The sequence below is a fragment of the Streptosporangium sp. NPDC005286 genome, from assembly GCF_040607515.1.
Classification (GTDB): domain Bacteria; phylum Actinomycetota; class Actinomycetes; order Streptosporangiales; family Streptosporangiaceae; genus Streptosporangium.
Genome location: NZ_JBEXGU010000118.1, coordinates 1 through 22,899, shown reverse-complemented (window position 1 = coordinate 22,899; position 22,899 = coordinate 1). Strand labels below are relative to the sequence as shown.

Below are 22,899 nucleotides of genomic sequence, written 5' to 3'. Positions count from 1 at the left end.
AGCTGCGCACACGTGTTCGACAGAGCTGGGAGTGGGTGTGACCGCAGTTAGCGCGGAGACGGGTTATACGGCCCGCCACCTGTCGGTGCTGGAGGGGCTCGAAGCCGTCCGCAAGCGCCCCGGTATGTACATCGGGTCAACCGACAGCCGCGGTCTCATGCACTGCCTGTGGGAGATCGTGGACAACGGGGTCGACGAGGCCCTGGCCGGCTACTGCACCCGCATTGAGGTCGAACTCCACGCCGACGGCTCCATCGAGGTCCGTGACGACGGCCGGGGCATCCCCGTCGACATCGAGCCCAAGAGCGGTCTGGCGGGCGTCGAGCTCGTCTACACCAAGCTGCACGCCGGCGGGAAGTTCGGCGGCGGTTCCTACGGCGCCTCCGGTGGCCTGCACGGCGTCGGCGCCTCCGTGGTCAACGCCCTCTCCTCGCGGCTGGACGTCGAGGTCGACCGTTACGGCCGGATCCACGAGATCAGCTTCCGCCGGGGCGTTCCCGGCGTCTTCGACGGCGACGGGCCCAAGGCCAAGTTCAAGAAGAAGTCGGGGCTGCGTGACGGCGGCGCCGCGAAGAAGGTCACCGGCACCCGTGTGCGCTTCTGGGTCGACCACCAGATCTTCCTCCCCGAGGCCGAGGTCTCCCTCGACGAGATCCACGTCCGCCTGCGCCAGACCGCGTTCCTGGTCCCCGGCCTGACCCTGGCCGTGCGTGACAGCCGCGGCGAGGAGGCGACCGAGGAGGAGTTCCGCTTCGACGGCGGCATCTCGGAGTTCACCGAGTTCCTCGCCCGGGACGAGGCGGTCTGCGAGGTGCTGCGCCTGCGGGGCGTGGGCCACTTCCACGAGACGGTCCCCGTCCTCGACGACCTGGGGCACATGACCCCGACCGAGGTCCAGCGCGAGCTAACCGTGGACGTGGCGGTGCGCTGGGGCAAGGGCTACGACAGTACGGTCAGGTCCTTCGTCAACGTGATCGCCACCCCCAAGGGCGGCACCCACGTCAACGGCTTCGAGCGCGCCCTCGTCCGCACCCTGAACGAGCAGCTGCGCGAGACCCGCCTGCTCAAGAACGGTGACGCCCCGGTCACCCGCGAGGACATCATGGAGGGGCTCACCGCGGTGGTGACCGTCCGGGTGCCCGAGCCGCAGTTCGAGGGCCAGACCAAGGAGGTCCTGGGCACCTCGGCGGCCTCCCGGATCGTCGCCCACGTCGTCTCGCGCGAGCTCAAGGAACTGCTCGCCAACCCGTCGCGCACTGTGAAGCCACAGCTCCGCGCGGTCCTGGAGAAGATCGTCGCGGCGGCCAAGGCCCGTATCGCCGCCCGGGAGCACCGCGACAACCAGCGCCGCAAGACCGCCCTGGAGAATTCGGCGCTCCCCGCCAAGCTGGTCGACTGTCGCAGCGACGAGGTCGACCGCAGCGAGCTGTTCATCGTCGAGGGTGACTCGGCGCTGGGCACCGCCCGCGCGGCCCGCGACTCGGAGTTCCAGGCGCTGCTGCCGATCCGGGGCAAGATCCTGAACGTGCAGAAGGCGTCCGTCGCGGACATGCTCAAGAACGCCGAGTGTGCCGCGATCATCCAGGTCATGGGGGCGGGTTCCGGCCGATCCTTCGACATCGAGGCGGCTCGCTACGGCAAGGTCATCCTGATGGCCGACGCCGACGTCGACGGGGCGCACATCCGCTGTCTCCTGCTGACCCTGTTCCACCGCTACATGAAGCCGATGGTCGAGGCCGGGCGCGTTTTCGCCGCCGTGCCGCCGCTGCATCGGATCGAGGTCATCAACCCCAGCCGCGGTCACGGCAAATACGTCTACTGCTACTCCGACGCCGAGCTGCACAAGGTGTTGCGTGATCTGGAGCGCAGGGGGAAGCGCTGGAAGGACCCGGTCCAGCGGTACAAGGGCCTGGGCGAGATGGACGCCGACCAGCTGGCCGAGACGACCATGGAGCCCCGCCACCGCACCCTGCGCAGGGTCCGCATCCAGGACATCGAGGAGGCCGAGCGTATCTTCGCCCTCCTGATGGGCAGTGACGTGGCCCCGCGCCGGGAGTTCATCGTGAGCAGCGCGGCCGAGATCGACCGCGACCACATCGACGCGTAGCGGGGCCGGATCCCGAGGCTCAGATCTCGACCGGCATCAGCCTGCCGGTGCGTACGTCGTAGATGGCGCCGCCCACCGGCATGCCCGCCGGAAGGAACGGGCTGGTCCTGATCCGGGTGAGGTCATGGCGTAGCGCCGCGTCCTGGTCGGGGACGGTGTGGAAGTCCAGGCTCCGGGTGTCGACACCGCGGCGGGCGGCGATCGCATGCACCTCGTCGTCGGTGACCTTGGTCATGCCGCAGTCGGTGTGCGGCATGACCAGCACCCGCTCCACCGCCAGCAGGTTGACCGCCAGGACGAGCGTACGCAGCACGTCGTCGGTCACCCTGGCTCCGGCGTTGCGGAGGATCTTGGCGTCGCCCGGTTTCAGGCCGAAGAGACCCAGCGGATCGATCCGGGAGTCCATGCAGGTGACCACCGCAAGGCCGCGGGCCGCCTTGCCGGTCAGTTCCGCGTCGGTGAACGTGGCGGAGAACTCCTCGTTGGCGGCCAGCAGGTCGTCAAAGGCACTCACGTACGCATCCCTCGGTCGATGAAGTTAACGGACTAATGATGCGTCATGCCCGTTTGGTGAGAGTTGTCGGGGGCGCCTCAGGTGACGACTTCACCAAGATCCCACCACCTGAACTCACATTGAGTGATGATGTCGTCACTCAAAGTCCGGGAGGTGGAGAGGGTAATGAGCAGGACGGAATCGCTGGCCGACTATCTCCGTGACCAGGGCAGGCGGAAGCTGGACCGGGTGGAGTCCAGGGACGGGGGGCGCAACGCGCGCTCGGCACTGGCCCTGCTCGACGCGGCGGCCTACACCCGGTCCCTGAAGGAGGACGACCCGTTCGTGGCCGTCCTCGTGGAGGCGGGGTGTTTTGGGCCGTACGGGGCCGGTGGCTTCGATCCGCCGGATCGTGTCGCCCGGGTCATCCGCTTCTGGGAGTCGGGTGAGCCCTGGCAGTTGCTGATGGCCATCAGGTTCGCACTCCAGGGGGCGCTCACCTGAGATCCCGAGCGAATCCCGAGCGCCGCGGGAGGGGCACGCCCCGAAACCCGAGACCTGCCGGGTGGCGCCGCGGGGGCCGGAGGACGCGACGCCGGCGCCCGGTGCGCGGGACCGTCATCCCCGCCGACCCCGAGGAGCCCCCGTCGTCCTGACGGGGGCTCCTCGGGGTCCTGCACGGGGGATGAGGATCATTCCGGTGAGGTGGCCGCCCCCTGGTCCTGCCGGCCGTCCTCGGCGCACAGAGAGCCGCCCACGGCCGACACCGTGTGGGTGAGCCGGACCCCGGAGCCGTCGCGGCGGCCCAGCTCCTCGGGGAGCGGCACGGGCTTGCCGACGGCCGAGACCGCGCGGGCCGGGCCGGGGCCCGCCCAGGCGAGCAGCAGGACGTCCTCGCCCTTGAGGAACCGCTGGACGCGGACACCGCCGGTGCCGCGACCCTTTGGCGGGTATTCGGCGAAGTCGGAGATCTTGGCGCCACCGATCTGGGTGCCCGGCAGTGCGGTCGAGGAGCCGGCGATCGTCACGACCTGCGACTCGCGGGAGGGGTCGACCGCGCCGAACCAGATCACCACGGCGTCCCCGTCCAGCCGCACGCCGGCCATGCCGCCCGCCGGGCGGCCCTGCGGGCGGACCGCGGAGGCGGGGTAGCGCAGCAGCTGGGCCTCAGAGGTGATGAAGACCAGGTCGTGGTCCTCGCTCGTCAGCTCCACCGCGCCCACCACGGTGTCGCCGTCCTTGAGGCCGATGACCTCGAAGTCGTCGCGGTTGGCCGGGTAGTCGGGGACGACCCGTTTGACCACGCCCTGCGCGGTGCCCAGTGCCAGGCCGGGTCCGTCGGGGTCGAGCGATCCGACGCCGACGACGGTCTCACCCGGGTTGAAGGTGACGTATTCGGTGACCGGATGGCCTCCGGACAGCGACGGCGGGTTGGCCGAGCGGGGCAGCGTGGGCAGGTCGACCACCTGGACCCGGATCATCCGCCCCTGGTTGGTGACCACGCCCACCTCGCCCCTGACCGTGCTCCGCACCGCGGAGACCAGCACGTCGTGGGCCGAGCGGTCACCGTCGCCGGCCAGTGGCGAGGCATCGGCCGTGCGGGCCAGCAGTCCGGTGGACGAGAACAGCACCAGGCAGGGGTCGTCGGCGACCTCCAGGGGGACCGAGACGTTCCTCGCCACCCCCGAGGACTCCAGCAGCACCGTGCGGCGCGGGGTGCCGAAGGTCTTGGAGATCTGGGCGAGCTCGTCGGAGACGACCTTGCGGAGCCTGTCGTCGGAGGACAGGATCGCGGTCAGCTCGGCGATCTCGTCACGCAGCGTCTGGCTCTCGCGGTCGAGCTCCAGCTTGTCGTAGCGGGTCAGGCGGCGCAGCGGGGTGTCGAGGATGTAGTTGGCCTGGATCTCCGACAGCTGGAATGCCTGCGTCAGGCGCTCGCGGGCCTGGGCGGAGTCATCGGAGGAACGGATGACCCGGATCACCTCGTCGATGTTGAGCAGGGCGACGATGAGGCCCTCGACGAGGTGCAGCCGCTCCTCGCGCCTGCGCCTGCGGTACAGCGAACGGCGGCGGACCACGTCGATACGGTGGTCGACGTAGACCTGGAGCAGCTCGCGCAGGCCCAGCGTGCGCGGCTCGCCGTCGACCAGCGCGACGTTGTTGATGCCGAAGGTCTCCTCCATCGGGGTGAGCCGATAGAGCTCCTCCAGCACGGCCTCGGGGATGAAGCCGTTCTTGATCTCGATGACCAGGCGGAGGCCCTTGTGCCGGTCGCTGAGGTCCTTGAGGTCGGAGATGCCCTGGAGCTTCTTGGCGGTGACCAGCTCCCTGATCTTGGTGACCACGCGCTCGGGACCGACGTTGAAGGGCAGTTCGGTGACGACGATGCCCTTGCGGCGGGGGCTGACCTGCTCGATGGCGCACTTGGCGCGCATCCGGAAGGTGCCGCGGCCCTTGGCGTACGCGTCGCGGATGCCGTCGAGGCCGATGATCGTGCCGCCGGTGGGCAGGTCGGGGCCGGGGACGAACCGCATCAGGTCGTCGAGCGTCGCCTCCGGCTTCTTGATCAGGTGGCGGGCGGCGGCGACGACCTCGACGAGGTTGTGCGGCGCCATGTTGGTGGCCATCCCGACCGCGATGCCGGTGGCCCCGTTGACCAGCAGGTTGGGGAAGGCCGACGGCATGACCGTGGGCTCGGTCTCCTGGCCGTCGTAGTTGGGTTTGAAATCGACGGTGTCCTCGTCGATCGACTGGACCACGGCCATGGCCGCCGAGGCCAGCCGGGCCTCGGTGTAGCGCATCGCGGCGGGCATGTCGTCGGGGGAGCCGAAGTTGCCGTGCCCGTCGATGAGCGGCAGGCGCATCGAGAACGGCTGGGCCATCCGGACCAGCGCGTCGTAGATGGCGGTGTCGCCGTGCGGGTGGAGCTTGCCCATCACGTCGCCGACGACGCGCGAGGACTTGACGTGGCCCCGGTCGGGCCGGAGGCCCATCTCGCTCATCGAGTAGAGGATGCGGCGCTGGACCGGTTTGAGGCCGTCCCTGGCGTCCGGCAGCGCACGCTGATAGATGACCGAGTATGCGTATTCGAGGAAGCTGGTGCGCATCTCGGTGGAAACGTCGATGTCGACGATCCGCTCCTCGAAGCCCTCGTCGGTCGGGGGTGTGGTCGTCCGTCGAGCCATCTGATTTCCTGCGCGCGCGCCCCGGCCGTCAGGCCGAGGGGGAGGCGCATCCTCCTTCTGTCTTCGTGGTCGAACCGCCTGCACCGGCTCCCCTGGGAGCCTCGGGCCGGTATGGTACCGAGACTCGATACCATACCCAGCTCATCCGACACCTTCGGGCCTTCCCCGGCCTGCCGCCGAGGGCTACCGCCGTTCCGGGCGGGGTGTCAGGGAGTGTCGCGGGTCCTGGGGCCCGCCCCGGGCCAGGGGCCGGGGGTCTCCCCCTCGTACTCGTCGTCGGGCACGTTCAGTTTGGTGTCGTAGATCCTGAAGCCGCGGGCCTGATAGTTGGCGAGCGCCACCGGGCTGTCGAGGGAGCAGGTGTGCACCCACACCCGCCGGGTCGGCTCCCGGCCGGGCTGCCGGTCGGCCAGGTCCCAGGCCCTGGCGGTGCCGACCTCCAGCAAATGGCCGCCGACGCCTCTGCCGATCGCCCACGGCAGGAGGCCGAAGCAGGTGATCTCGACCGTGGCGTCGTCCTGGGGGGCGAGCTCGACGTAGCCCGCGGGGGTGCCGCGGTGGTAGGCCACCCACGTCTCCACGCCGCCCTCCAGCCAGTCGCTCCATTCAAGCCAGGTCCACGGCAGCCGGTTGGTCCAGTGCCATTCTCCGCCGACGGCCGTGCTGAGGAACCGGCTGAACTCGGGCGAGGGTACCTCGGCGGGTACGACGTCGACCTCGATCGACGGCGACTTGGCGGGCAGCAGGTCCGAGCGTGAGGTCTGTTCGAGATACCAGGTGGTGACGTCCATAGTGGATGCATCAAACCATGGCGCGGAGCCTGCCAGTTCCCTCGCTCCCCGCCGACCCGGCGCGACCTCCTCGCGAGGGGGTCCGCAGTGGGCGGGGTCCGCCCTCGACCGGCACTGGTCCGGAGCGTATGCTTTACCAAGCAATTGCTTGTTTTAGTGGATCGGGCTAGGCTCGGAAAGAGGGCTGGGTAAGGATGACCTAACCTTCGCGAATGCCGTGCGGCCACGATGGAGGGGCGTCCGAAGATGATTGAGTTCAAGCCCGTGACCAGGCACATCGGCGCCGAGGTGAGCGGTGTCGACCTGCGCAAGCCACTCTCGGAGGGGGAGGCCCAGGAGATCCGGCGAGGCTGGCTGGAGCACAAGGTCCTCTTCTTCCGCGACCAGCACATCAGTGACGAAGAGCACATCCGCTTCGCGGAGAACTTCGGCTCGATCAACCACCCCGCCTTCAAGAAGGACGGTGGCACCGCCATCCACGTCCTCGACCAGACCGACCCCAAGGGCGAGGGCGGCGACGAGTGGCACAGCGACAACACCTTCGAGCCGGTCCCGCCGATGGGCTCGCTGCTGCGCTGCGTGCAACTGCCCTCCATCGGCGGTGACACCCTCTGGGCCAACGCCCACCTGGCCTACGAGACGCTCTCGCCGCCCATCCAGCGGCTCTGCGACGAGCTCACCGCGATCCACGACATCACGGCCTCGATGAAGAAGGCCATCTCCAAGGGGCACGACTTCGACCTCGAGCAGGTCCAGGCCAAATGGCCGCCGATCGAGCGTCCCGTGGTGCGCACGCACGCCGAGACCGGACGCAAGGCGCTGTTCGTCAACCGCTCCTCCACCACACGGCTGGTGGGGTTGTCCGACCGGGAGAACGAGGCGTTGCTGCCCTACCTGATCGACCACATCCGCTCTCCCGAATACCAGGTCCGGCTCAACTGGCGGCCGGGCACGCTGGCCTTCTGGGACAACCGGAGCACCCAGCACTACGCGGTCGCCGACTACACCGAGCGCCGCCGCATGCACCGGGTGACGATCAACGCCTTCCCCGAACACCTGGACGCCTAGGCCCTGCCTGGCGGATCTCACCGTGGCTAGGATCGGTCAGGTGGTGTCTCGCCGCGGTGGGCAAAGGATCCAAGGGGCGGGGCCTAGGAGCCGCGGGCGCGGTAGGCCGTGACGGCGGCCTCCACGTCCGGGTGCAACCGTCCCCGGTCGGACAGCCACCCCCCGATGCCCATACGCCCGAGAAGCTCAAGGGGCTGGAGGCTGTCGAGGGCGATCCACAGGTCGATGCCGTGCTGTCGTACCAGGCCGTAGAACTCCCTGGCCGCCGACACCGCGGTGAGATCCATGCCGGGCACGCCGGTCAGGTCGAGGAGCACCGCCCGGGGCCGGGGGGTGGTGGTCTCGATGAGCGACCTCACCCGATCCGCCACCCGCCGGGCGTTGGCGAAGTACAGGCGGCTCTCGATACGCACGATCAGCAGCCCCGGCTCGGTCTCGTCCGACGGGTGACGCCTGAGGTCGCGATAGGCCCCCGACTCCGGATCGCGGCCCAGGGGATAGATCGGCGGGTTGTCCACCTGGTGCAGCAGCAGGAGTATCGAGATCACGACCGCGGCCAGCACGCTCTGCATGATGCCGAGGCCGACCGCCACCAGCATCGTGACGCAGGCGAGCGCGAACTCCGGCCGGCTGGCCCGCCAGATCGCCGCCAGTCCGTGGACGTCGATCAGGCGTGCCGCGATGGTCAGCACGATCCCGCCCAGGACGGCCGTGGGCAGCGGGGCCAGGGCCGGGGTGAGGAGGAGCAGCACCACCGCGGTGCAGAGCGCGGTCACGATCTCGGCCCGCTGGCTCCGGGCGCCGAAGGCGTCGTTCATCTCGCTCTGCGTCATCCCACCCGTCGCCGGGTAGGCGCGGAAGATCCCGCCCACGGCGTTCGCCAGTCCGAGTGCGAGCAGTTCCCGGTCGGCGTCGAGCGGCGGGTCGTCCCGGTGCCGGAAGATCCTCGCCGCGGTGATCGACTCCACGAAGGCGAGCAGCGACATGCCGAGGGCCATCGGCGCCAGTGTCCTTACCAGGCCGAGGTCGGGCAGGAGCGGGGTCGGCAGGCCGCCGGGCACCCTGTCGACCGTGGCCACGCCGTACGAGGACAGGTGCGCCAGGAAGCTGATCAGCGTGACGATCGTCACCGCCACCAGCGGGCCCGGCACATGGGGCACCCGCCGAAGCACGACGAGCAGCACCAGCACCCCGGCCGCCACGAGCATCGTCGGCACGTTGGCCTCACCCAGCCTGCCGACCGCGGAGAGCAGCCGGTCGAAGACCTTGGTTCCCTGCGCGTGGACGCCGATCACCGTACCGAGCTGGCCGGCCGCGATGGTCAGGCCGATCCCGCTCTTCAGGCCGGTCATCACCGGGTCGGAGATGAAGTCGGCGAGGAATCCCAGCCGCAGGACGCTCGCGGCCAGCAGGATCACCCCGGTCAGCACGGCCAGCGTCGAGGCGGCCGTCAGCGGCGCGATCCCCGGGGGCGTCGCCGCGAGGGCGGCCGCCGTCAGCGCGGACAGGGTGGAGGTGGTGCTGACCGACAGCGGGCGTGAGGTGCCGAGCAGCGCGTAGATGATCATCGGGACCAGCGCGCAGTACAGGCCCGCCTGCACGGGCAGCCCGGCGATGGTGGCGTAGGCCACCGCCTGGGGCAGGACGACGGAGGCAGTGGTGATCCCCGCCACCGTGTCGGCGCGCAGTCTGCTGAGGTTCGGCATGTGGGTGGAGCGCGGTTCTCCCTGGTGTGCCCGGTTGGTGATCCCACTGTCCTACCGGTGCCCACGGGTGGAACCGAAGAGGCTCCGGCGGTTCGGTCAAGGTTCGGCCATCGTCGCGCGACGTCGTCCGGGCGGAAGGCACCGCCGGAGTCCGGAGTGAAACAGTCGGCTGGACCTGGTACCAATGACCGGTGAGCGAAGAGCAGATGCTGCGAGAAGAGGCCGAGGGGCGGCTGCGGGCGCTCGCCGGGGAGCACGCCCGGCTGCGCGAGGACCAGTGGTCGGCCATCAGGGCACTGGTCATGGACCGGCGCCGGGTGCTCGTGGTGCAGCGCACCGGCTGGGGCAAGTCGGCCGTCTACTTCATCGCCACCGCGCTCCTGCGCGAGCTGGGTGAGGGGCCCACCGTCATCGTTTCCCCGCTGCTGGCCCTGATGCGCAACCAGATCGCCGCCGCCGAGCGCGCCGGGATCAACGCGGTCACGATCAACTCGGCCAACCCCGAGGAGTGGGAGCGGGTCTACAACCAGGTCGCCGAGGGTGAGGTCGACGTGCTGCTGGTCAGCCCCGAGCGGCTCAACAACCCCGACTTCCGCGACCAGGTGCTGCCCGAACTGGCCGAGAGCGCGGGCCTGATCGTGGTCGACGAGGCGCACTGCATCTCCGACTGGGGCCACGACTTCCGTCCCGACTACCGGCGGCTGCGCACGCTGTTCGGGGAGCTTACCGAGGGCGTGCCGGTCCTCGCGACCACCGCCACGGCCAACGCCAGGGTCACCCGCGACGTCGCCGAGCAGATGGGCGAGGAGACGTTGGTGCTGCGCGGCGCGCTGGAGCGCGACAGCCTCCATCTCGGGGTCGTGCGCCTGCACGGCGCCGAGCAGCGCCTGGCCTGGCTCGCGAGCACGCTGCACGAGCTCCCCGGTTCCGGCATCGTCTACACGCTCACCGTGGCCGCCGCCCAGGAGATCGCCGCCTACCTGCGCGAGCAGGGCCACGAGGTGGTCGCCTACTCCGGGCAGACCGAACAGGCCGAGCGGCTCGCCGCCGAGCAGGCGCTGCTGGACAACAAGATCAAGGCGCTGGTCGCGACCTCCGCGCTCGGCATGGGCTACGACAAGCCCGACCTGGGCTTCGTCATCCACGTCGGAGCCCCGCAGTCCCCGGTGGCCTACTACCAGCAGGTCGGCAGGGCGGGCCGCGGGGTCGAGCGGGCAGAGGTGATCCTGCTGCCCGGCGCCGAGGACCGCGACATCTGGGCGTACTTCGCCTCGCTGGCCTTCCCGCCGGAGCCCGTCGTGCGGGCCGTGCTGGCCGCGCTGGAGGAGGGCGGAGTGATGTCCACGGCCGCCCTGGAGAACCGGGTGGATCTCAGCCGGAGCCGCCTGGAGACCATGCTGAAGGTCCTCGACGTCGACGGCGCCGTGCGCCGGGTCAAGGGCGGCTGGGAGTCCACCGGCGAGCCCTGGGAGTACGACGCCCCGCGCTACGCCAGGGTCGCCGCCGAGCGGGAGGCCGAGCAACGGGCCATGCTCGACTACCTCGACACCACCGGCTGCCGTGAGGAGTTCCTCCGCCGCCGCCTGGACGACGACACCGCTGCCCCCTGCGGGCGCTGCGACAACTGCACCGGCGCGCACCGCTCGCCCGAAGTGGACTCCCAGGCCGTGCGTTCGGCGGCCGACCGGCTTCGCCGGCCCGGGGTGGAGGTCGAGGCGCGCAGGCAGTGGCCGACGGGGCTGACCGATCTCAAGGGCCGGATCAGGCCGGAACTGGGCGCCGAGCCGGGGCGGGTGCTGGGCAGGCTCACCGACATCGGCTGGGGCAATCGCCTGCGCGGCCTGCTGGCCGACGGCGCCTCCGACGGGCCGATCCCCGACGACGTCTTCGCCGCCGTGGTCAAGGTGCTGTCGTCCTGGGAGTGGGCGCAGCGCCCGGTCGGCGTGGTCGCGGTGCCCTCGAGCAGCCGCCCACAGCTCGTCCGCAGCCTGGCCGAGCGGCTGGCCCAGGTGGGGCGCCTGTCCTATCTGGGCGATCTCGGCTACCGGTCGGGCCCGCCGGGACGGCAGTTCAACAGCGCGCAGCGGGTCCAGGCGATCCGGGGCACCCTCGCCATGCCCTCCGCCCTGGGCGCGGCCGTCGCCTCGGCCCAGGGACCGCTCCTGCTGGTCGACGACCAGATCGACACGGGCTGGACGATGACCCTGGGAGCCGCCATGCTCCGCCACGCCGGAGCCCCCGCCGTGCTGCCCCTCGCCCTGGCGGTCACCAGCTAGGAGAGCGCCGGACGGTGCGGCTCGCGGTTCGGAGATCAGCCCTCCCGGCCGGGGATACGGGCTAGGGCCGGGGCTCGGCGATCCGAAGGGCGGTCACCGCCCGTCCCGGCCTGCCGGATCGGGAGAAGGCTCCCAGCCCGGCCGCCTTCAGCCGTGCCCTGCGCCGTCGCCACAGCCGGCGCAAGGTGACGCCCGTCAGGTCCTCGGGCAGGCGCAGGCCGTACGCCTGGTAGGGGTTGTGAAATCCGTCAGGCCGGATCTTCGTCATGAGGCTGCCCTCTCAGGTCGGGGCCGGCCGTCTTTGGAGATGGCTGCGAATGGGCGTGCCGCACGCGGGCGGCCTGATTGAGGTGGGGATGAAGCCTGCGGTGAAGGCGCGGGCCTCACCGCAGGCGGAGCGTTCATTCCACGCCGGCCGAGCCGTCTCCGTTGCCGGTGCACGCGTGCCCGCCTGGTGGGAACACGCCCCTCGGCCGGTCGGTCACGCGGAGCCTCAGTGGTCGGTGGACCCGCAGGTGAACGTGGCGCAGGAACGGTAGCTCTGGCAGGTGATGTCGCACGGGTAAAGGGGGCTCTCCGGCTGGGCGGGGAGCATGTCCAGAGCCTGGACGTCGAGCCCCATTGTGGATCTCCTTCAGAAAACGGTTCGCGGGGATCCGTCCTGATCCGCCGACGCGGATCGTCGCGGGTTAGAGGCCGGTCGTGATGGTGGTGATGTCGGTGAGGCAGCTCCACTTGAGGCAGGTGATGCCGAGGCACGGCCTAAGGAGGCTCTCCGGCTGGGCGGGGAGCATGTCCAGAGCCTGGATGTCGAGTTCCATCGTGAATTTCCTTCGGTTGGGGAAAGACCTCCGCCGGTGATGCGGGGGTCTCGATGTCCGCCGGCGAGGCCGGCGGAGTCCGTGGGCGCGCGGTCAGCGATCAAGCGGTTCGCGATGGCCTCCGCGCGGGATTTGCGCCTTGAGCACCTTTCCGAGCCGGTCCATGCTCAGCTCGCCGCACCGTTCGCCCGCGCCGGCGATCCAGCGCTCGACGTCATGCGTCATGTGGATGCCGTGTGCGTTGTACCGCAAGCCAGTCCGCACAGCCGGCGGAGAACAGCGGGGCCATGAACCTCTGGCGGCTTTCCTTGAGCACCGCTTCGTACTCGTCCGACTTGGTGCTCAACGAGCTCTCATCTTGGGGCCGGGGAGTTGCCGACGTGTACTCCTGACGGCGCCGACGGTAACCGGGGGTTCTTAAGGGCCACTTAGTCGCTCTTAATGCGCACCCCGGCACGGGCCGGCCTGCGGGCGTAGAGACCTTAAGACCGCCATTGCGCACCCCGGCACGGGCCGGCCTGCGGGCGTAGAGACCTTAAGACCGCCATTGCGCACCCCGGCACGGACCGGCCTGCGGGCGTAGAGACCTTAAGACCGCCATTAGGCGCCGCTGGCAGGCTGGTCCGCGTCCGGAGGATTACCAGCGGAACCGGTCACGGGCGAGATCCGGGCAGTCGTTTCGCACCAACGGCTCGACATCGTCCCCTGCCGGAGAACACGAATGGAGATTCGGCGTCGTGAATGAAAGTGGTTCGGCGGGGGACGGCGCCTCCGGTGCAGACCGTCATGTCCTGGGGGACATCGCCCGTGCGACATTGCATCGCATAGCGGGTGACAAGGACTCGATATCCGGTACCGGATCCGACGGCATCCCAGGTTGGGATTTCCACGTCGACTCGCCCTGGACGTACGTGACCCCGGCCGGCGCGACCACGCAGGCGCAGGGCTGGAAGCTGCATGTGGCGGCGACGCCGTTGTCGGCTCCGGTGGTGCTGGCGCGCACGGTGCGGGTGCTGGGGCGCCGCCGTTGCCCCTTCAAGTACGCCACCGACTTCGACGAGCTGGGTCGGCTCGTGGCACGCAACCAGGACCGTGGGTCGGTGGGCAAGTTCATCACGGTCTACCCGCCCGACGACGCGAGCGCGGTGGAGATCGCGGAGGAACTGCACGAGGCCACCTACGGCCTGCCGGGCGCGCCGATCCTCTCCGACCGGATCTACCGGCCGGGCAGCCTGGTGTACTACCGCTTCGGGGTGTTCTCGGCGCCCAGCGTGCTCGACAACGACGGCTCCTACGCCTCGCGACTCACCGCGCCCGACGGCACTCAGGAGACCGACGAGCGCAGAGCGTGGTACTCCCCGCCGGCGTGGGTGACCTGCCCGTTCGACTCGGGTCGCACTCCGGCCAGGACCACCGCACCGGAGGCGGTCCTGCTGGCCGACCGATTCGTGGTGCGCGAGGCCATCCGGCACGGCGCCAAGGGCGGGGTGTTCCTGGCGGAGGACCGCGCGGACGGCGGTCAGGCGGTGATCAAGCAGGCGCGTCCCCACCTGAGCGCCGGGCTCGACGGAACCGATGATCGGGACCGGATGCGCCATGAGGCGCGCATGCTGGAGATCTTCGGGCCGCTGGGCGTCACGGCGCGCAAGGTGCTCCTCTTCGAACAGGACGACAACCTGTTCCTGGCGCAGGAACACATCGCGGGCACCCCGCTGAACAACTGGGAGGCCGCTCAGCACGACCGGCCCGGCGTCGTGCTGGGCGTCCTGCGCCGCCTGGCCGCGCTGGTCGCCGTCGTGCACGAACAGGGCCATGTGCTGCGCGACCTGACGCCCAACAACGTCATGGTGACGGAGGACGGCGACTGCCGCCTGATCGACCTGGAGATGACCGTCGTGCCCGGCGCGCCGGTCGGGCGCGCGTTCACTCCCGGTTACGCACCGCCCGAGCAGGTGAACTCCGCCCTGTACGCTCCCGCGCTCGGCGTGGAGGCCGACCTGTACGCGCTCGGGGCGACGACGTTGTTCACGGCCACCTCCTGCCAGCCGCCCTACCTGCGGGACCGGCCCGCCGACGCGCGGTCCTGGGACGAGCGGGTGGCGACGGTGGTGCGGGTGGCGGCCGCGGGCGACCCGCTGGCCACCGCACTGTCCCCGCTGATCCTGGGCCTGATGCGCGAGGATCCCGCGCAGCGCTGGGACCTGCCGCGGGTGCGGGAGTTTCTGGACAACGTGGACGTCGCCGCCCTGGGATCCGCCACCCGGACCGCCGGTTTCCGGCTGGGCGCGGCCGAGCAGGACCGCCTGCTCCACGACGGGCTCGCCTACACGTTGCGCACCATGTCGCCCGACACCGCCGAGCAGCCGGTCGCCCGCCTGTGGCCCAGCTGGGACTTCGGCCTGACCGCCGACCCGTGCGCCGTCCAGTACGGCTCCGCCGGGGTGATCGCTCTGTGGGCCGCCGTGCTGGACCCCGCTCGGGCGGACGACGCGCTGCCGCCGGACACCCGGGCCAGCCTGACCGCCGCCCTGCGGGAAGCGGCGGACTGGACGGTGCGGCGGCTGGCGCGCGAACAGCGGCCCTCCCCAGGCCTGTACTTCGGCCGGGCGGGCATCGCCGTGGCCCTGCACGACGCCGGCCGCGCGCTCGACAAGGAGAGCCTGCGCACCGCCGGCGTGGAGCTGGGGCTGGACCTGCCGGTCACCTGGCCCAACCCGGACATCTGCCATGGCGCGGCCGGGACGGGGACGGCCCTGCTGCACCTGTGGCGCGCCACCGGCGACCCGCGGTTCCGGGACCTGGCGGACGCCTGCGCCGACGGCCTGCTCAAGGCGGCGCAACGGACCGCGGACGGTGTGCTGTGGCCCATCCCCAAGGACTTCGGTTCCGCGCTGGCGGGTACGGAGCACTACGGCTTCGCGCACGGCGTCGCCGGGGTCGGCGCGTACCTGCTGGCCGCCGGGGTCGCGCTCGACCGGGACGACTGCCTGGAGGCCGCCCTGCTCGCCGGGGAGACCCTGCTCGGCGCGGCCGAGTACCGCGGGGAGAGCGCCTGGTGGGCCGAGGGCCCGGGTGGCGGGACGAAGCTGCCGCACTGGTGCAACGGCTCCTCCGGCGTCGGCACCTACCTGGTGCGCCTGTACGCGGCGACCGGGGACCAGCGCTTCCGGGACGCCGCCCACGCGGCCGCGCTGGCCGTCCACGGCAGCCGGCTGACCTCGGGGACGGCCGCGTGTCACGGAATCGCCGGCGACGGGCAGTTCCTGCTGGACATGGCCGACCTGCTCGGCGAGCGCGCCTATCACGACCAGGCGGAGGAACTGGCGGCACCCTTGTGGGCACGCGCCGTCCTGCGCGACGGGCTCATGGTGGTGCCCGACGAGCTCTCCGGTGAGGACATCTCCGTCGCCTGGAACACCGGGCTGGCCGGGGTGCTGGACTTCCTGCACCGGCTGCGGCACGGCGGTCCGCGCCGGTGGATGGCCGAGACGGGCGCCGAGGCATGGACGCGCGGCGGCAAGGCGTGATGACCTCCGACACGATGAGCCCGGCCGCCACGGTGACCGGCGGGCGGCAGCGGTCGTTCGTCCACCGGCTGAACTTCCGTTTCTCCCCCGGCGGGAGGTACGCCGCCTGCCTGGCCGCCGACGACCGCGACCCCGCGATGTACCCGGAACTGTGGGACCTCACCGGCCCCGAGCCCCGGCCCCGGGCGGTACGCACCCGAGACGGCGAGAGCGCGGCGAGCGTGCCGCTGCCCACGGACGACGGCGACCTGCTGCTGTGCCGGTCCGGAGCCTACGGCTCGCGGCTCACCTTCGCCGCGTCCCGTGCCGAGGGCGGGCGACCGGTCGAGGAGGTCGAGCTGATCGCCGTCCGAAGAGGCGGTCTGCGGCTCCTCTCCGGTACGGCGCGGACCCCCACTCTGGTGCTGGAGATGGACGGGGACGGGGGCACCACGGTGTGGCGCCTGCCCGGCGGGGCCGTGCCGCCGGAACAGATCACCCGGGTACCACACTCGATCGGCGGAGCGGTCTGGCTCGACGAGCGCGGGCGCACCCTCGCGCTGGCCACCGGCGAGCCGGGGACGGGCACCGTGGTCCTGGATCTGACACGCGGCACCATCACGTCCCTCGGCCTGCCCGCCGGCGAGCACCTGCTGCTGGCCGCGCCACGCGACGGGGTGCTGCTGACCGCCGCGCCGCACGGTGGCGGCTACCGGCTCGGCGTGCGCCGCCTCGACGACCCGGCGCCGACGGCCTTCCCCGATCGGCTGAACGCCGTCGAGGGCAGCGTGGCCCCGCTGGCGCTGGACCCCACCGGGCGGCTCCTGGCCCTGTCGGTCACCCACCGCGCCCGCTCCCACCTGCTGGTCCATGATCTGACGGCGGACGCCCCCGAGGAGATCGGGCTGCCGCCCGGCGCCCTGCATCCGACGGCCCACTGGTCCGACGCCGGCCTGCATCTGGTGCACAGCGCCGCCGACCGTCCGACGGGCGTCATCACGATTCCGGACCCGTCCCGGCCGCGCGTCCTGGCCGCGACCGGCGAACACTGGTCCGGGTGGGCCTCGCCGCGGGCGCGGGAGTATCCGGCGGCGGCGGCGGGCAGCACGGAGGCCGTCGTGTACGGCGATCCGGCCGACGCCCCGCGCCTGGTGGTGGCGCTGCACGGCGGCCCCGAGGCCGCGTGGCAGCTCGACTTCGACCCGCTGTTCCAGCGCCTCGTCGCCGAGGAGATCGCGGTGGTGGCGCCCAACCAGCGGGGCAGCACCGGCTACGGCGCGGCCCACCGCGACGCCATCCACGGCGCCTGGGGCGGTCCCGACCTGGCCGACATCCTGCACCTGGGCCGCCGGCTGGCGGCCGAGCGCGGCCCGGGCCGGCCGCGGCCCATGCTCTACGGCGCGAGCTATGGCGCGTACCTGGCGTTGCTGGCCGCGGCGGCGGAGCCGGATCTGTGGGAGCGGGCCGTGCTCGTCGCGCCGTTCCTGTCCGGCCGGCTGCTCTACGAGGACGGGCCGATCTCGGTTCGCAACCTGATCGACCGGCTGGGCGGGCGCGAGGAGATCCACGATGACGACCTCGGGCCGCGCGATCTGCTCCGGCTGGCCGACCGCATCCGGTTGCCGCTGCTCATCGTGCACGGCGAGCATGACCCGATCATCCCGGTCGGCCACTCCCGCCGCCTGCACGAGCGGCTGCGGCGAACCCGCCACCCAGACGCCGCGCCGGTGACCTATCTGGAGGTTCCCGGCGCGGGCCACGACCCGCTGTCCGACATCGGCGGGCATGTCATCAGGAAGCAGGTGCTCGGCTTCCTGCGCGGCACGCAGGACCGCGCCGGCTGAGGCGCGGGCCACCGAACCGGTTCCCCGGGAAGCACATTTCGGTCCGTGCCCTTCCGCGGGCCGGTCCGATCCCCAAGCCGCCTCGATCCGGAGGCGTAAAAGAAGAAAGGAAAACCGATGGAACTCGACATCACCACTCTTGACATGCTCCCGGCCGCCCAGGAGTCCAGGCGGTATCCCTGCGGGTGCACCTGCACGATATCGAGCTACATAACCGGTGTCGTGGTCCCCTAATGCCGGACCAAGCCTCGGATTCCCACGCCGGGCAGGTGACGCGGCGGGATGGTGATCGCCTCCTCGCCGCCACGGCGCGCGGCCTCTGGGCGCCCCTGGCGGTGACCGCGGCGGCCGTCGCCTTGTCGACGGCCGCCGCCCTGGCCCTGCCCGCCGCGCTGGCCACCGCCGTGGACGGCGTGGTGTCCGGCGAGGGCGCGCGAGCCGCCGGGTTCCTCGCGCTCGTCCTGGCCGTTGCCACCTGCGCCGATCTCATCGGCGCCCTCGCCGGCGCGGCGACCACCGCGTCCGCGACGGCGTCCCTGCGCCTGCGCTTCACCTCCCACCTCCTCCGGCTCGACGCCGCCGGCGCCCGCCGTTTCCCGGCCGGGGAACTGGCCAACCGGCTGGTGAGCAACACGGCGAGCGCCGGGCGCGTCCCGCTCACCCTGCTGTACACGGCCGCCGAACTCATCAGCACGAGCGGCGGCATCGTCCTGCTGCTGGTGACCGACTGGCGCTCGGGTGTCGCCTTCCTGATCGGGATACCCGTCGCGCTGGTGATCGTACGGCTTTTCGTCACCCGGCTGTCCGGGGTGTACGAGCGTTATCAGAGCGCGCACGGGCGCCTGGCCGCGCGCCTGACCGACACCCTGGCCGGCATCCGCACGGTGCGGGCGTCCGGTACCGCCGATCGCGAGATCACCCGGGTGCTGCGCCCGCTGACCGACCTGTCGGACGCCGGTCACGACATGTGGCGGGTCCAGGCGCGGGGCGTCTGGCAGATCACCCTGCTGCTGCCCATCATCGAGGTGCTCGTGCTCACCGTGGCCGGGTTCGGCGTCGCCGACGGCCGGTTGCAGCCAGGGCAGTTGCTCGCCGTGGCCGGTTACGCGGCGATGGGCGTGGGCTTCATCGAACAGGTCGACGCGCTCCTGGGGGTCGCCGAGGCCCGCGCCGCGGCCCGCCGCATCCAGGAGGTCCTCGTGCTGCCGCCCCTCGTGCCCGGCACCCGCCCGCTGCCGGACGGTCCCGGCGCGCTGTCGTTCCGCGGCGTGACCGTGACCCGCGAGGGCTCCCACCTCCTCGACGCCATCGATCTGGACATCGCCCCGGGGGCGCTGACCGCCCTCGTCGGGCCGTCCGGGGCGGGCAAGACCACCCTGTCCCTGCTGGCCGGGCGGCTGCTGGACCCCGAGCGCGGGCAGGTGCTGCTGGACGGCTGCGACCTCGCCGATGTGGCTCCAGAGTCGTTGAGCGGCGCGGTCGCCTACGCCTTCGAACGCCCTGTCCTCCTGGGCGGCGACCTCGCCTCGGCCATCGCCTATGGCCGGCCCGCGCTCGACCGCGACAGCGTCCGCGAGGCCGCGCGGGCCGCACATGTCGACGACGTCGTCCGCCGCCTGCCCGAGGGCTACGACACCCCCGCCGCCATCGCCCCGCTGTCCGGCGGGGAGTTCCAGCGGCTGGGCCTGGCCCGCGCCATGGTGCGGCGGGCCCGCCTGACCGTGCTGGACGACGCCACGTCCAGCCTGGACACCGCGACCGAGGCCCAGGTGACTCGCACGCTGGTCGAGGGCATGCGCGGGACCACCCGCCTGGTCATCGCCCACCGCGCGGCCACCGCCGCCCGCGCCGACCACGTGGTGTGGCTGGACGGCGGCCGGATCCGGGGCCAGGGCACGCACCGGGCGCTGTGGCAGGACCCGGCGTACCGCGCCCTGTTCGCCGCCGGCCCGGACCCCGGCGGCGACGCAGGCGACGACAGCTCATGGAGTGAGGAACCGTGCCCGGCTCGGCTGTGACCCCCGCATCCGCCCCGCTCACGGCGGCGCCCGTCCTCCGTCTGGGAGAGGACGGCCAACCCTCCGGTGGGTTCCGACTGCTGCTCGCGTTGCTGCGCCCCCGCAGGCGGCCCCTGGCCTTCGCCCTGACCTGGGCCTTGGTGGAGGCTGTCCCGGGGCTGCTGTCCGGGCTGCTCATCGCCCGCGCCGTCGACGACGGCTTCCTCGCCGGACGCCCGGGTACCGGCTTGGCCTGGCTCGGCCTGTTCGCGGTCGCGATGCTGCTCAGGACCGCGGCCACGCGACTGATGTTCCCCCATCTGGCCGCGGTGGTGGAGCCGCTGCGCGACGACCTCGTGCGCGCCGTCGTCACGGCCACGGTGACCCGCGCCGCCCGCGGCGACCGGCCGGACACCGCCGCCGTCAGCCGTATCACCGGGCAGGTGGAGACGCTGCGGAACCTGGTGTCCGCACTGCTGCGCACCACGCACGGGCTGGGCATCTCGCTGATCGCCGCGCTGGCCGGGCTGCTGGTGCTCTCGCCCCTGGCCGCGGCCATCGTCGCCGGGCCCGTGCTCGTGGCGGTGGCGGTGTGCGTCTGGCTGATGCGGGTGCTGCTGGTCCGGCAGCGCCGGCTGATCCTCGCCGACGAGACGCTCACCGCCGAGGCGACCCCGATCCTGGAGGGCACGCGTGACATCGCCGCCTGCGGGGCGCACGAGCAGGCGTACGCCACCGTGCGGGCCGCGGTGGACGCCCAGGCCGCGGCCACGCACGCGCTGGCCCGGGCCGGCATGTCCCGGCGGCTGATCGTCGCCATCGGCGCCCACCTGCCGCTGCTCGGCCTGGTCATCGCCGCTGAGCCGCTGACGCGACAGGGGCATCTGAGCGTGGGCGAGGTCGTCGGCGCGGTGACCTACCTGGTGACCGGCCTGCAGCCCGCCCTGCAGTCGATGACCGGCATCCTCTCGAGCTGGGGCGTGGCCCTCGCCGTCACCCTGCGCCGCATCGCCGAGACCATCGCGGTGCCCGCCGGCGATGTGCCCGCCGCCACCGGGCCTGCCGACGCCGCCTACGCGGTCGCCGTGCCCGCCGGTTGCGAACTGCGGGCCAAAGGGCTGGGCTTCGCCTACGCCCCCCAGGCCACGCCCGTGGTACACGACCTCGACCTGGTGATCCCCGAGGGAGACCACCTGACCGTGGTCGGCCCCAGCGGCATCGGCAAGTCCACCCTGTCCCTGCTGCTCACCGGGCTGCGGCGGCCGACCCACGGGGAGATCCTGCTCGGCGGGCTCCCGCTGGAGGCGATGGCGGAACCCGGCCTGCGCTCCATGGTGGCGCTCGTGCCCCAGGAGGCGTACGTCTTCGCCGGCACGGTCCGGGAGAACCTCGGCTACCTGTGCCCGGCCGGCACCGCGGACGCCCGGCTGGGCGAGGCGGCGGACCGGGTGGGCGCGCGGGCGCTCGTCGAACGGCTCGGCGGCCTCGATGCCGAGATCGACGAACCCGCCGCACTGTCGGCCGGAGAGCGGCAACTGATCGCCCTGGCACGGACCTACGCCTCCCCGGCCCGCCTGGTCGTCCTGGACGAGGCGACCTGCCATCTCGACCCCGCCGCCGAGGCGAGGGCCGAGAGCGCGTTCGCCGCCCGGCCCGGCACTCTCATCGTCATCGCCCACCGCATCAGCTCCGCGATCCGAGCCCGGCGCATCCTGCTGTTGGACGGCACCGCCGCGCACACCGGAACCCACGCGGACCTGCTGACCCGCTCCCCCCTGTACGCCGACATGGTCGGGCACTGGACGAACGACCGAACGCCCGGCGCCGGTCCCGGGCATCCGCTCTCGACGAGGAGGTCCTCATGAGCGCCCCCGTGAACAAGCCCACCGACATCATCTGGGACGTCACCTACGCCTGCCCACTGCGCTGCATCCACTGCTACTCCGAGTCGGGCAGGCGCCCGGCCCGGCAGCTGAGCCACGGCGACATGCTGCGGCTCGCCGACGCGATCATCGCCATGCGCCCGGACTCGGTGGAGTTCGCGGGCGGCGAGCCCCTGGTGGTCAAGGGGATCTACGAGGTCGCCGAGCACATCGGCCGGGCGGGGATCACCGTCGACCTCTACACCGGCGGATGGACACTCACCCCCGAGACCGCCGAGGAGGCGGCCCGGGCCTTCCAGCGGATCACCGTCAGCATCGACGGGGCCGACGCGGAGGTGCACGACCGGGTACGGGGCAGGGCCGGCTCCTTCGACCGCGCGATGAACGCCCTGGCCATGCTGGACGACATCGCCGCCCGGCGCGCGGCAGAGGGCGGCACTCCGCTGATCTTCGGGATCGACTGCTCGGTTGTGCGGAGCAATTTCCACCAGTTGGCGGATTTCTGCACCGACATCGCCCCCTGGTTCCCCCGGATGCGCTTTCTCAACCTGGCCGCCGCGGTGCCGTCCGGGCTGGCCAGCCGGCCCGGCTTCGCCGAGACCGAACTACTCGGCAACGCGGAGCTCGCCACCCTGACCAGCGAGGAGTACACCGAGCGGCTGCGGTCACTGGCACCGGCGTCGCTGGCGGTGACCACCTCCGACAACTTCATCCTGATGATGCACCCCGGCGTCGTCGCGAGCTACGGGTTCCCGCTGATGCAGATCGAGCCCGACGGCGAGGTGCGCGCCATGCCGATCTACGAGGGGTGCGTGGGAAACCTGCTGACCGAGGCCCCGGACGTGCTCTGGCGGCGCGCCGTCGAGCGGTGGAGCGATCCCTTCGTGGTCGAGACGCTGTCCCCGGTGCGCTCCATGACCGACTGGGCCGAGGCGACCCGACGTATCGACCGCCGGTTCGGATTCCCGGAGGTGCTCGCGCGTATCGACCGCCGCCCGCCGTGGTCGGCCGCGCAGCCCGCGTGAGCCCGTGGCCCGCCCGGCCCCGCTGTCCGGCGGGTGCGGCCCCAACAGCGGCCCCAACAGCGGCCCCGACGGCTACGACGGCGGCTACTACGACGGCTACGACGGCGGTGCCGGGCGTCCGGGGGCCGGAACGCTCTCGCCGAGCGCGGCGGCGAGCAGGTCCAGGAAGTGATCCACCGGACCGATACAGGCCACCG

At 71.8% G+C, this 22,899-nt stretch carries 19 protein-coding genes; 11 read left to right on the top strand and 8 right to left on the bottom strand.

All coding sequences use genetic code 11. The features are described from left to right. Positions 1-37 precede the first annotated feature (37 nt). Positions 38-2,107 carry a DNA topoisomerase IV subunit B gene (locus ABZU75_RS32335; RefSeq protein WP_355562496.1) on the top strand — a complete coding sequence of 690 codons (2,070 nt, stop codon included), beginning with the start codon at positions 38-40 and terminating at the stop codon, positions 2,105-2,107. Between the two features lie 19 nt (positions 2,108-2,126). Here the strand turns inward: ABZU75_RS32335 and ABZU75_RS32330 are convergent, their stop codons facing one another. Beyond that, on the bottom strand, positions 2,127-2,621 hold the full coding sequence (locus ABZU75_RS32330) for a carbonic anhydrase (RefSeq protein ID WP_350925814.1): 495 nt from the start codon (positions 2,619-2,621) through the stop codon (positions 2,127-2,129). 165 nt (positions 2,622-2,786) lie between these two features. Between ABZU75_RS32330 and ABZU75_RS32325 the strand changes: the two genes are divergently transcribed. Further along, entirely contained in the window at positions 2,787-3,104 is a 318-nt protein-coding gene (locus ABZU75_RS32325; RefSeq protein ID WP_030920235.1) for a hypothetical protein, read from the top strand. 188 nt (positions 3,105-3,292) lie between these two features. Here the strand turns inward: ABZU75_RS32325 and ABZU75_RS32320 are convergent, their stop codons facing one another. Beyond that, positions 3,293-5,785, bottom strand: a complete 2,493-nt coding sequence (locus tag ABZU75_RS32320; RefSeq protein WP_350925812.1) for a DNA topoisomerase IV subunit A — start codon at positions 5,783-5,785, stop codon at positions 3,293-3,295. Between the two features lie 206 nt (positions 5,786-5,991). Further along, positions 5,992-6,576 (bottom strand): GNAT family N-acetyltransferase, encoded by a 585-nt coding sequence (locus ABZU75_RS32315; RefSeq protein ID WP_355562490.1) that lies wholly within the window; start codon positions 6,574-6,576, stop codon positions 5,992-5,994. 246 nt (positions 6,577-6,822) lie between these two features. On the opposite strand from ABZU75_RS32315, the gene ABZU75_RS32310 reads away from it, so the two are divergent. Further along, a complete protein-coding gene (locus ABZU75_RS32310; RefSeq protein ID WP_355562488.1) occupies positions 6,823-7,644 on the top strand; it encodes a TauD/TfdA family dioxygenase in 822 nt (273 codons plus the stop codon). An 83-nt stretch (positions 7,645-7,727) separates the two neighbouring features. On the opposite strand, the gene ABZU75_RS32305 is transcribed toward ABZU75_RS32310, so the two are convergent. Further along, a complete protein-coding gene (locus ABZU75_RS32305) occupies positions 7,728-9,350 on the bottom strand; it encodes a SulP family inorganic anion transporter (protein WP_355562485.1) in 1,623 nt (540 codons plus the stop codon). A 206-nt stretch (positions 9,351-9,556) separates the two neighbouring features. Between ABZU75_RS32305 and ABZU75_RS32300 the strand changes: the two genes are divergently transcribed. Further along, entirely contained in the window at positions 9,557-11,626 is a 2,070-nt protein-coding gene (locus ABZU75_RS32300; RefSeq protein ID WP_355562512.1) for a RecQ family ATP-dependent DNA helicase, read from the top strand. Positions 11,627-11,687: 61 nt separating this feature from the next. Here the strand turns inward: ABZU75_RS32300 and ABZU75_RS32295 are convergent, their stop codons facing one another. The 4 genes from ABZU75_RS32295 to ABZU75_RS32280 all read right to left on the bottom strand — a co-directional run bounded on the left by ABZU75_RS32295 (position 11,688) and on the right by ABZU75_RS32280 (position 12,672). Continuing rightward, complete coding sequence (locus ABZU75_RS32295; protein WP_355562482.1) at positions 11,688-11,894, bottom strand: hypothetical protein; 207 nt, start codon at positions 11,892-11,894, stop codon at positions 11,688-11,690. Between the two features lie 225 nt (positions 11,895-12,119). Then, positions 12,120-12,248, bottom strand: a complete 129-nt coding sequence (locus ABZU75_RS32290; RefSeq protein ID WP_355562479.1) for a hypothetical protein — start codon at positions 12,246-12,248, stop codon at positions 12,120-12,122. 67 nt (positions 12,249-12,315) lie between these two features. After that, positions 12,316-12,447, bottom strand: a complete 132-nt coding sequence (locus ABZU75_RS32285) for an ALQxL family class IV lanthipeptide (RefSeq protein WP_355562476.1) — start codon at positions 12,445-12,447, stop codon at positions 12,316-12,318. Between the two features lie 93 nt (positions 12,448-12,540). Continuing rightward, positions 12,541-12,672 (bottom strand): hypothetical protein, encoded by a 132-nt coding sequence (locus tag ABZU75_RS32280; RefSeq protein WP_355562473.1) that lies wholly within the window; start codon positions 12,670-12,672, stop codon positions 12,541-12,543. 512 nt (positions 12,673-13,184) lie between these two features. Between ABZU75_RS32280 and lanL the strand changes: the two genes are divergently transcribed. From lanL to ABZU75_RS32245, 7 genes are all read left to right on the top strand, one after another. Next, positions 13,185-15,974 (top strand): class IV lanthionine synthetase LanL, encoded by a 2,790-nt coding sequence (gene lanL / locus ABZU75_RS32275; protein ID WP_355562471.1) that lies wholly within the window; start codon positions 13,185-13,187, stop codon positions 15,972-15,974. Then, entirely contained in the window at positions 15,974-17,797 is a 1,824-nt protein-coding gene (locus tag ABZU75_RS32270) for a prolyl oligopeptidase family serine peptidase (protein WP_355562468.1), read from the top strand. The genes lanL and ABZU75_RS32270 overlap by 1 nt, the downstream gene beginning before the upstream one ends. 117 nt (positions 17,798-17,914) lie before the next feature. Continuing rightward, on the top strand, positions 17,915-18,031 hold the full coding sequence (locus ABZU75_RS32265) for an ALQxL family class IV lanthipeptide (RefSeq protein ID WP_355562466.1): 117 nt from the start codon (positions 17,915-17,917) through the stop codon (positions 18,029-18,031). A 35-nt stretch (positions 18,032-18,066) separates the two neighbouring features. Next, positions 18,067-19,815, top strand: coding sequence for an ABC transporter ATP-binding protein (locus tag ABZU75_RS32260; RefSeq protein ID WP_355562463.1), 1,749 nt, complete (start codon positions 18,067-18,069; stop codon positions 19,813-19,815). Next, positions 19,797-21,659, top strand: a complete 1,863-nt coding sequence (locus ABZU75_RS32255; protein ID WP_355562460.1) for an ABC transporter ATP-binding protein — start codon at positions 19,797-19,799, stop codon at positions 21,657-21,659. The genes ABZU75_RS32260 and ABZU75_RS32255 overlap by 19 nt, the downstream gene beginning before the upstream one ends. Beyond that, positions 21,656-22,702, top strand: a complete 1,047-nt coding sequence (locus ABZU75_RS32250) for a radical SAM protein (protein ID WP_355562457.1) — start codon at positions 21,656-21,658, stop codon at positions 22,700-22,702. The genes ABZU75_RS32255 and ABZU75_RS32250 overlap by 4 nt, the downstream gene beginning before the upstream one ends. A 4-nt stretch (positions 22,703-22,706) precedes the next feature. Then, positions 22,707-22,874 (top strand): hypothetical protein, encoded by a 168-nt coding sequence (locus ABZU75_RS32245; protein ID WP_355562454.1) that lies wholly within the window; start codon positions 22,707-22,709, stop codon positions 22,872-22,874. Positions 22,875-22,899 lie beyond the last annotated feature (25 nt).

What these genes read in the sequence shown, in the direction of transcription:
- ABZU75_RS32325 (WP_030920235.1), top strand. Translation starts at nt 2,787, where the DNA reads ATGAGCAGGACGGAATCGCTGGCCGACTATCTCCGTGACCAGGGCAGG.
- ABZU75_RS32320 (WP_350925812.1), bottom strand. Translation starts at nt 5,785, where the DNA reads ATGGCTCGACGGACGACCACACCCCCGACCGACGAGGGCTTCGAGGAG.
- ABZU75_RS32315 (WP_355562490.1), bottom strand. Translation starts at nt 6,576, where the DNA reads ATGGACGTCACCACCTGGTATCTCGAACAGACCTCACGCTCGGACCTG.
- ABZU75_RS32310 (WP_355562488.1), top strand. Translation starts at nt 6,823, where the DNA reads ATGATTGAGTTCAAGCCCGTGACCAGGCACATCGGCGCCGAGGTGAGC.
- ABZU75_RS32305 (WP_355562485.1), bottom strand. Translation starts at nt 9,350, where the DNA reads ATGCCGAACCTCAGCAGACTGCGCGCCGACACGGTGGCGGGGATCACC.
- ABZU75_RS32300 (WP_355562512.1), top strand. Translation starts at nt 9,557, where the DNA reads ATGCTGCGAGAAGAGGCCGAGGGGCGGCTGCGGGCGCTCGCCGGGGAG.
- ABZU75_RS32295 (WP_355562482.1), bottom strand. Translation starts at nt 11,894, where the DNA reads ATGACGAAGATCCGGCCTGACGGATTTCACAACCCCTACCAGGCGTAC.
- ABZU75_RS32290 (WP_355562479.1), bottom strand. Translation starts at nt 12,248, where the DNA reads ATGGGGCTCGACGTCCAGGCTCTGGACATGCTCCCCGCCCAGCCGGAG.
- ABZU75_RS32285 (WP_355562476.1), bottom strand. Translation starts at nt 12,447, where the DNA reads ATGGAACTCGACATCCAGGCTCTGGACATGCTCCCCGCCCAGCCGGAG.
- ABZU75_RS32280 (WP_355562473.1), bottom strand. Translation starts at nt 12,672, where the DNA reads ATGACGCATGACGTCGAGCGCTGGATCGCCGGCGCGGGCGAACGGTGC.
- ABZU75_RS32270 (WP_355562468.1), top strand. Translation starts at nt 15,974, where the DNA reads ATGACCTCCGACACGATGAGCCCGGCCGCCACGGTGACCGGCGGGCGG.
- ABZU75_RS32265 (WP_355562466.1), top strand. Translation starts at nt 17,915, where the DNA reads ATGGAACTCGACATCACCACTCTTGACATGCTCCCGGCCGCCCAGGAG.
- ABZU75_RS32250 (WP_355562457.1), top strand. Translation starts at nt 21,656, where the DNA reads ATGAGCGCCCCCGTGAACAAGCCCACCGACATCATCTGGGACGTCACC.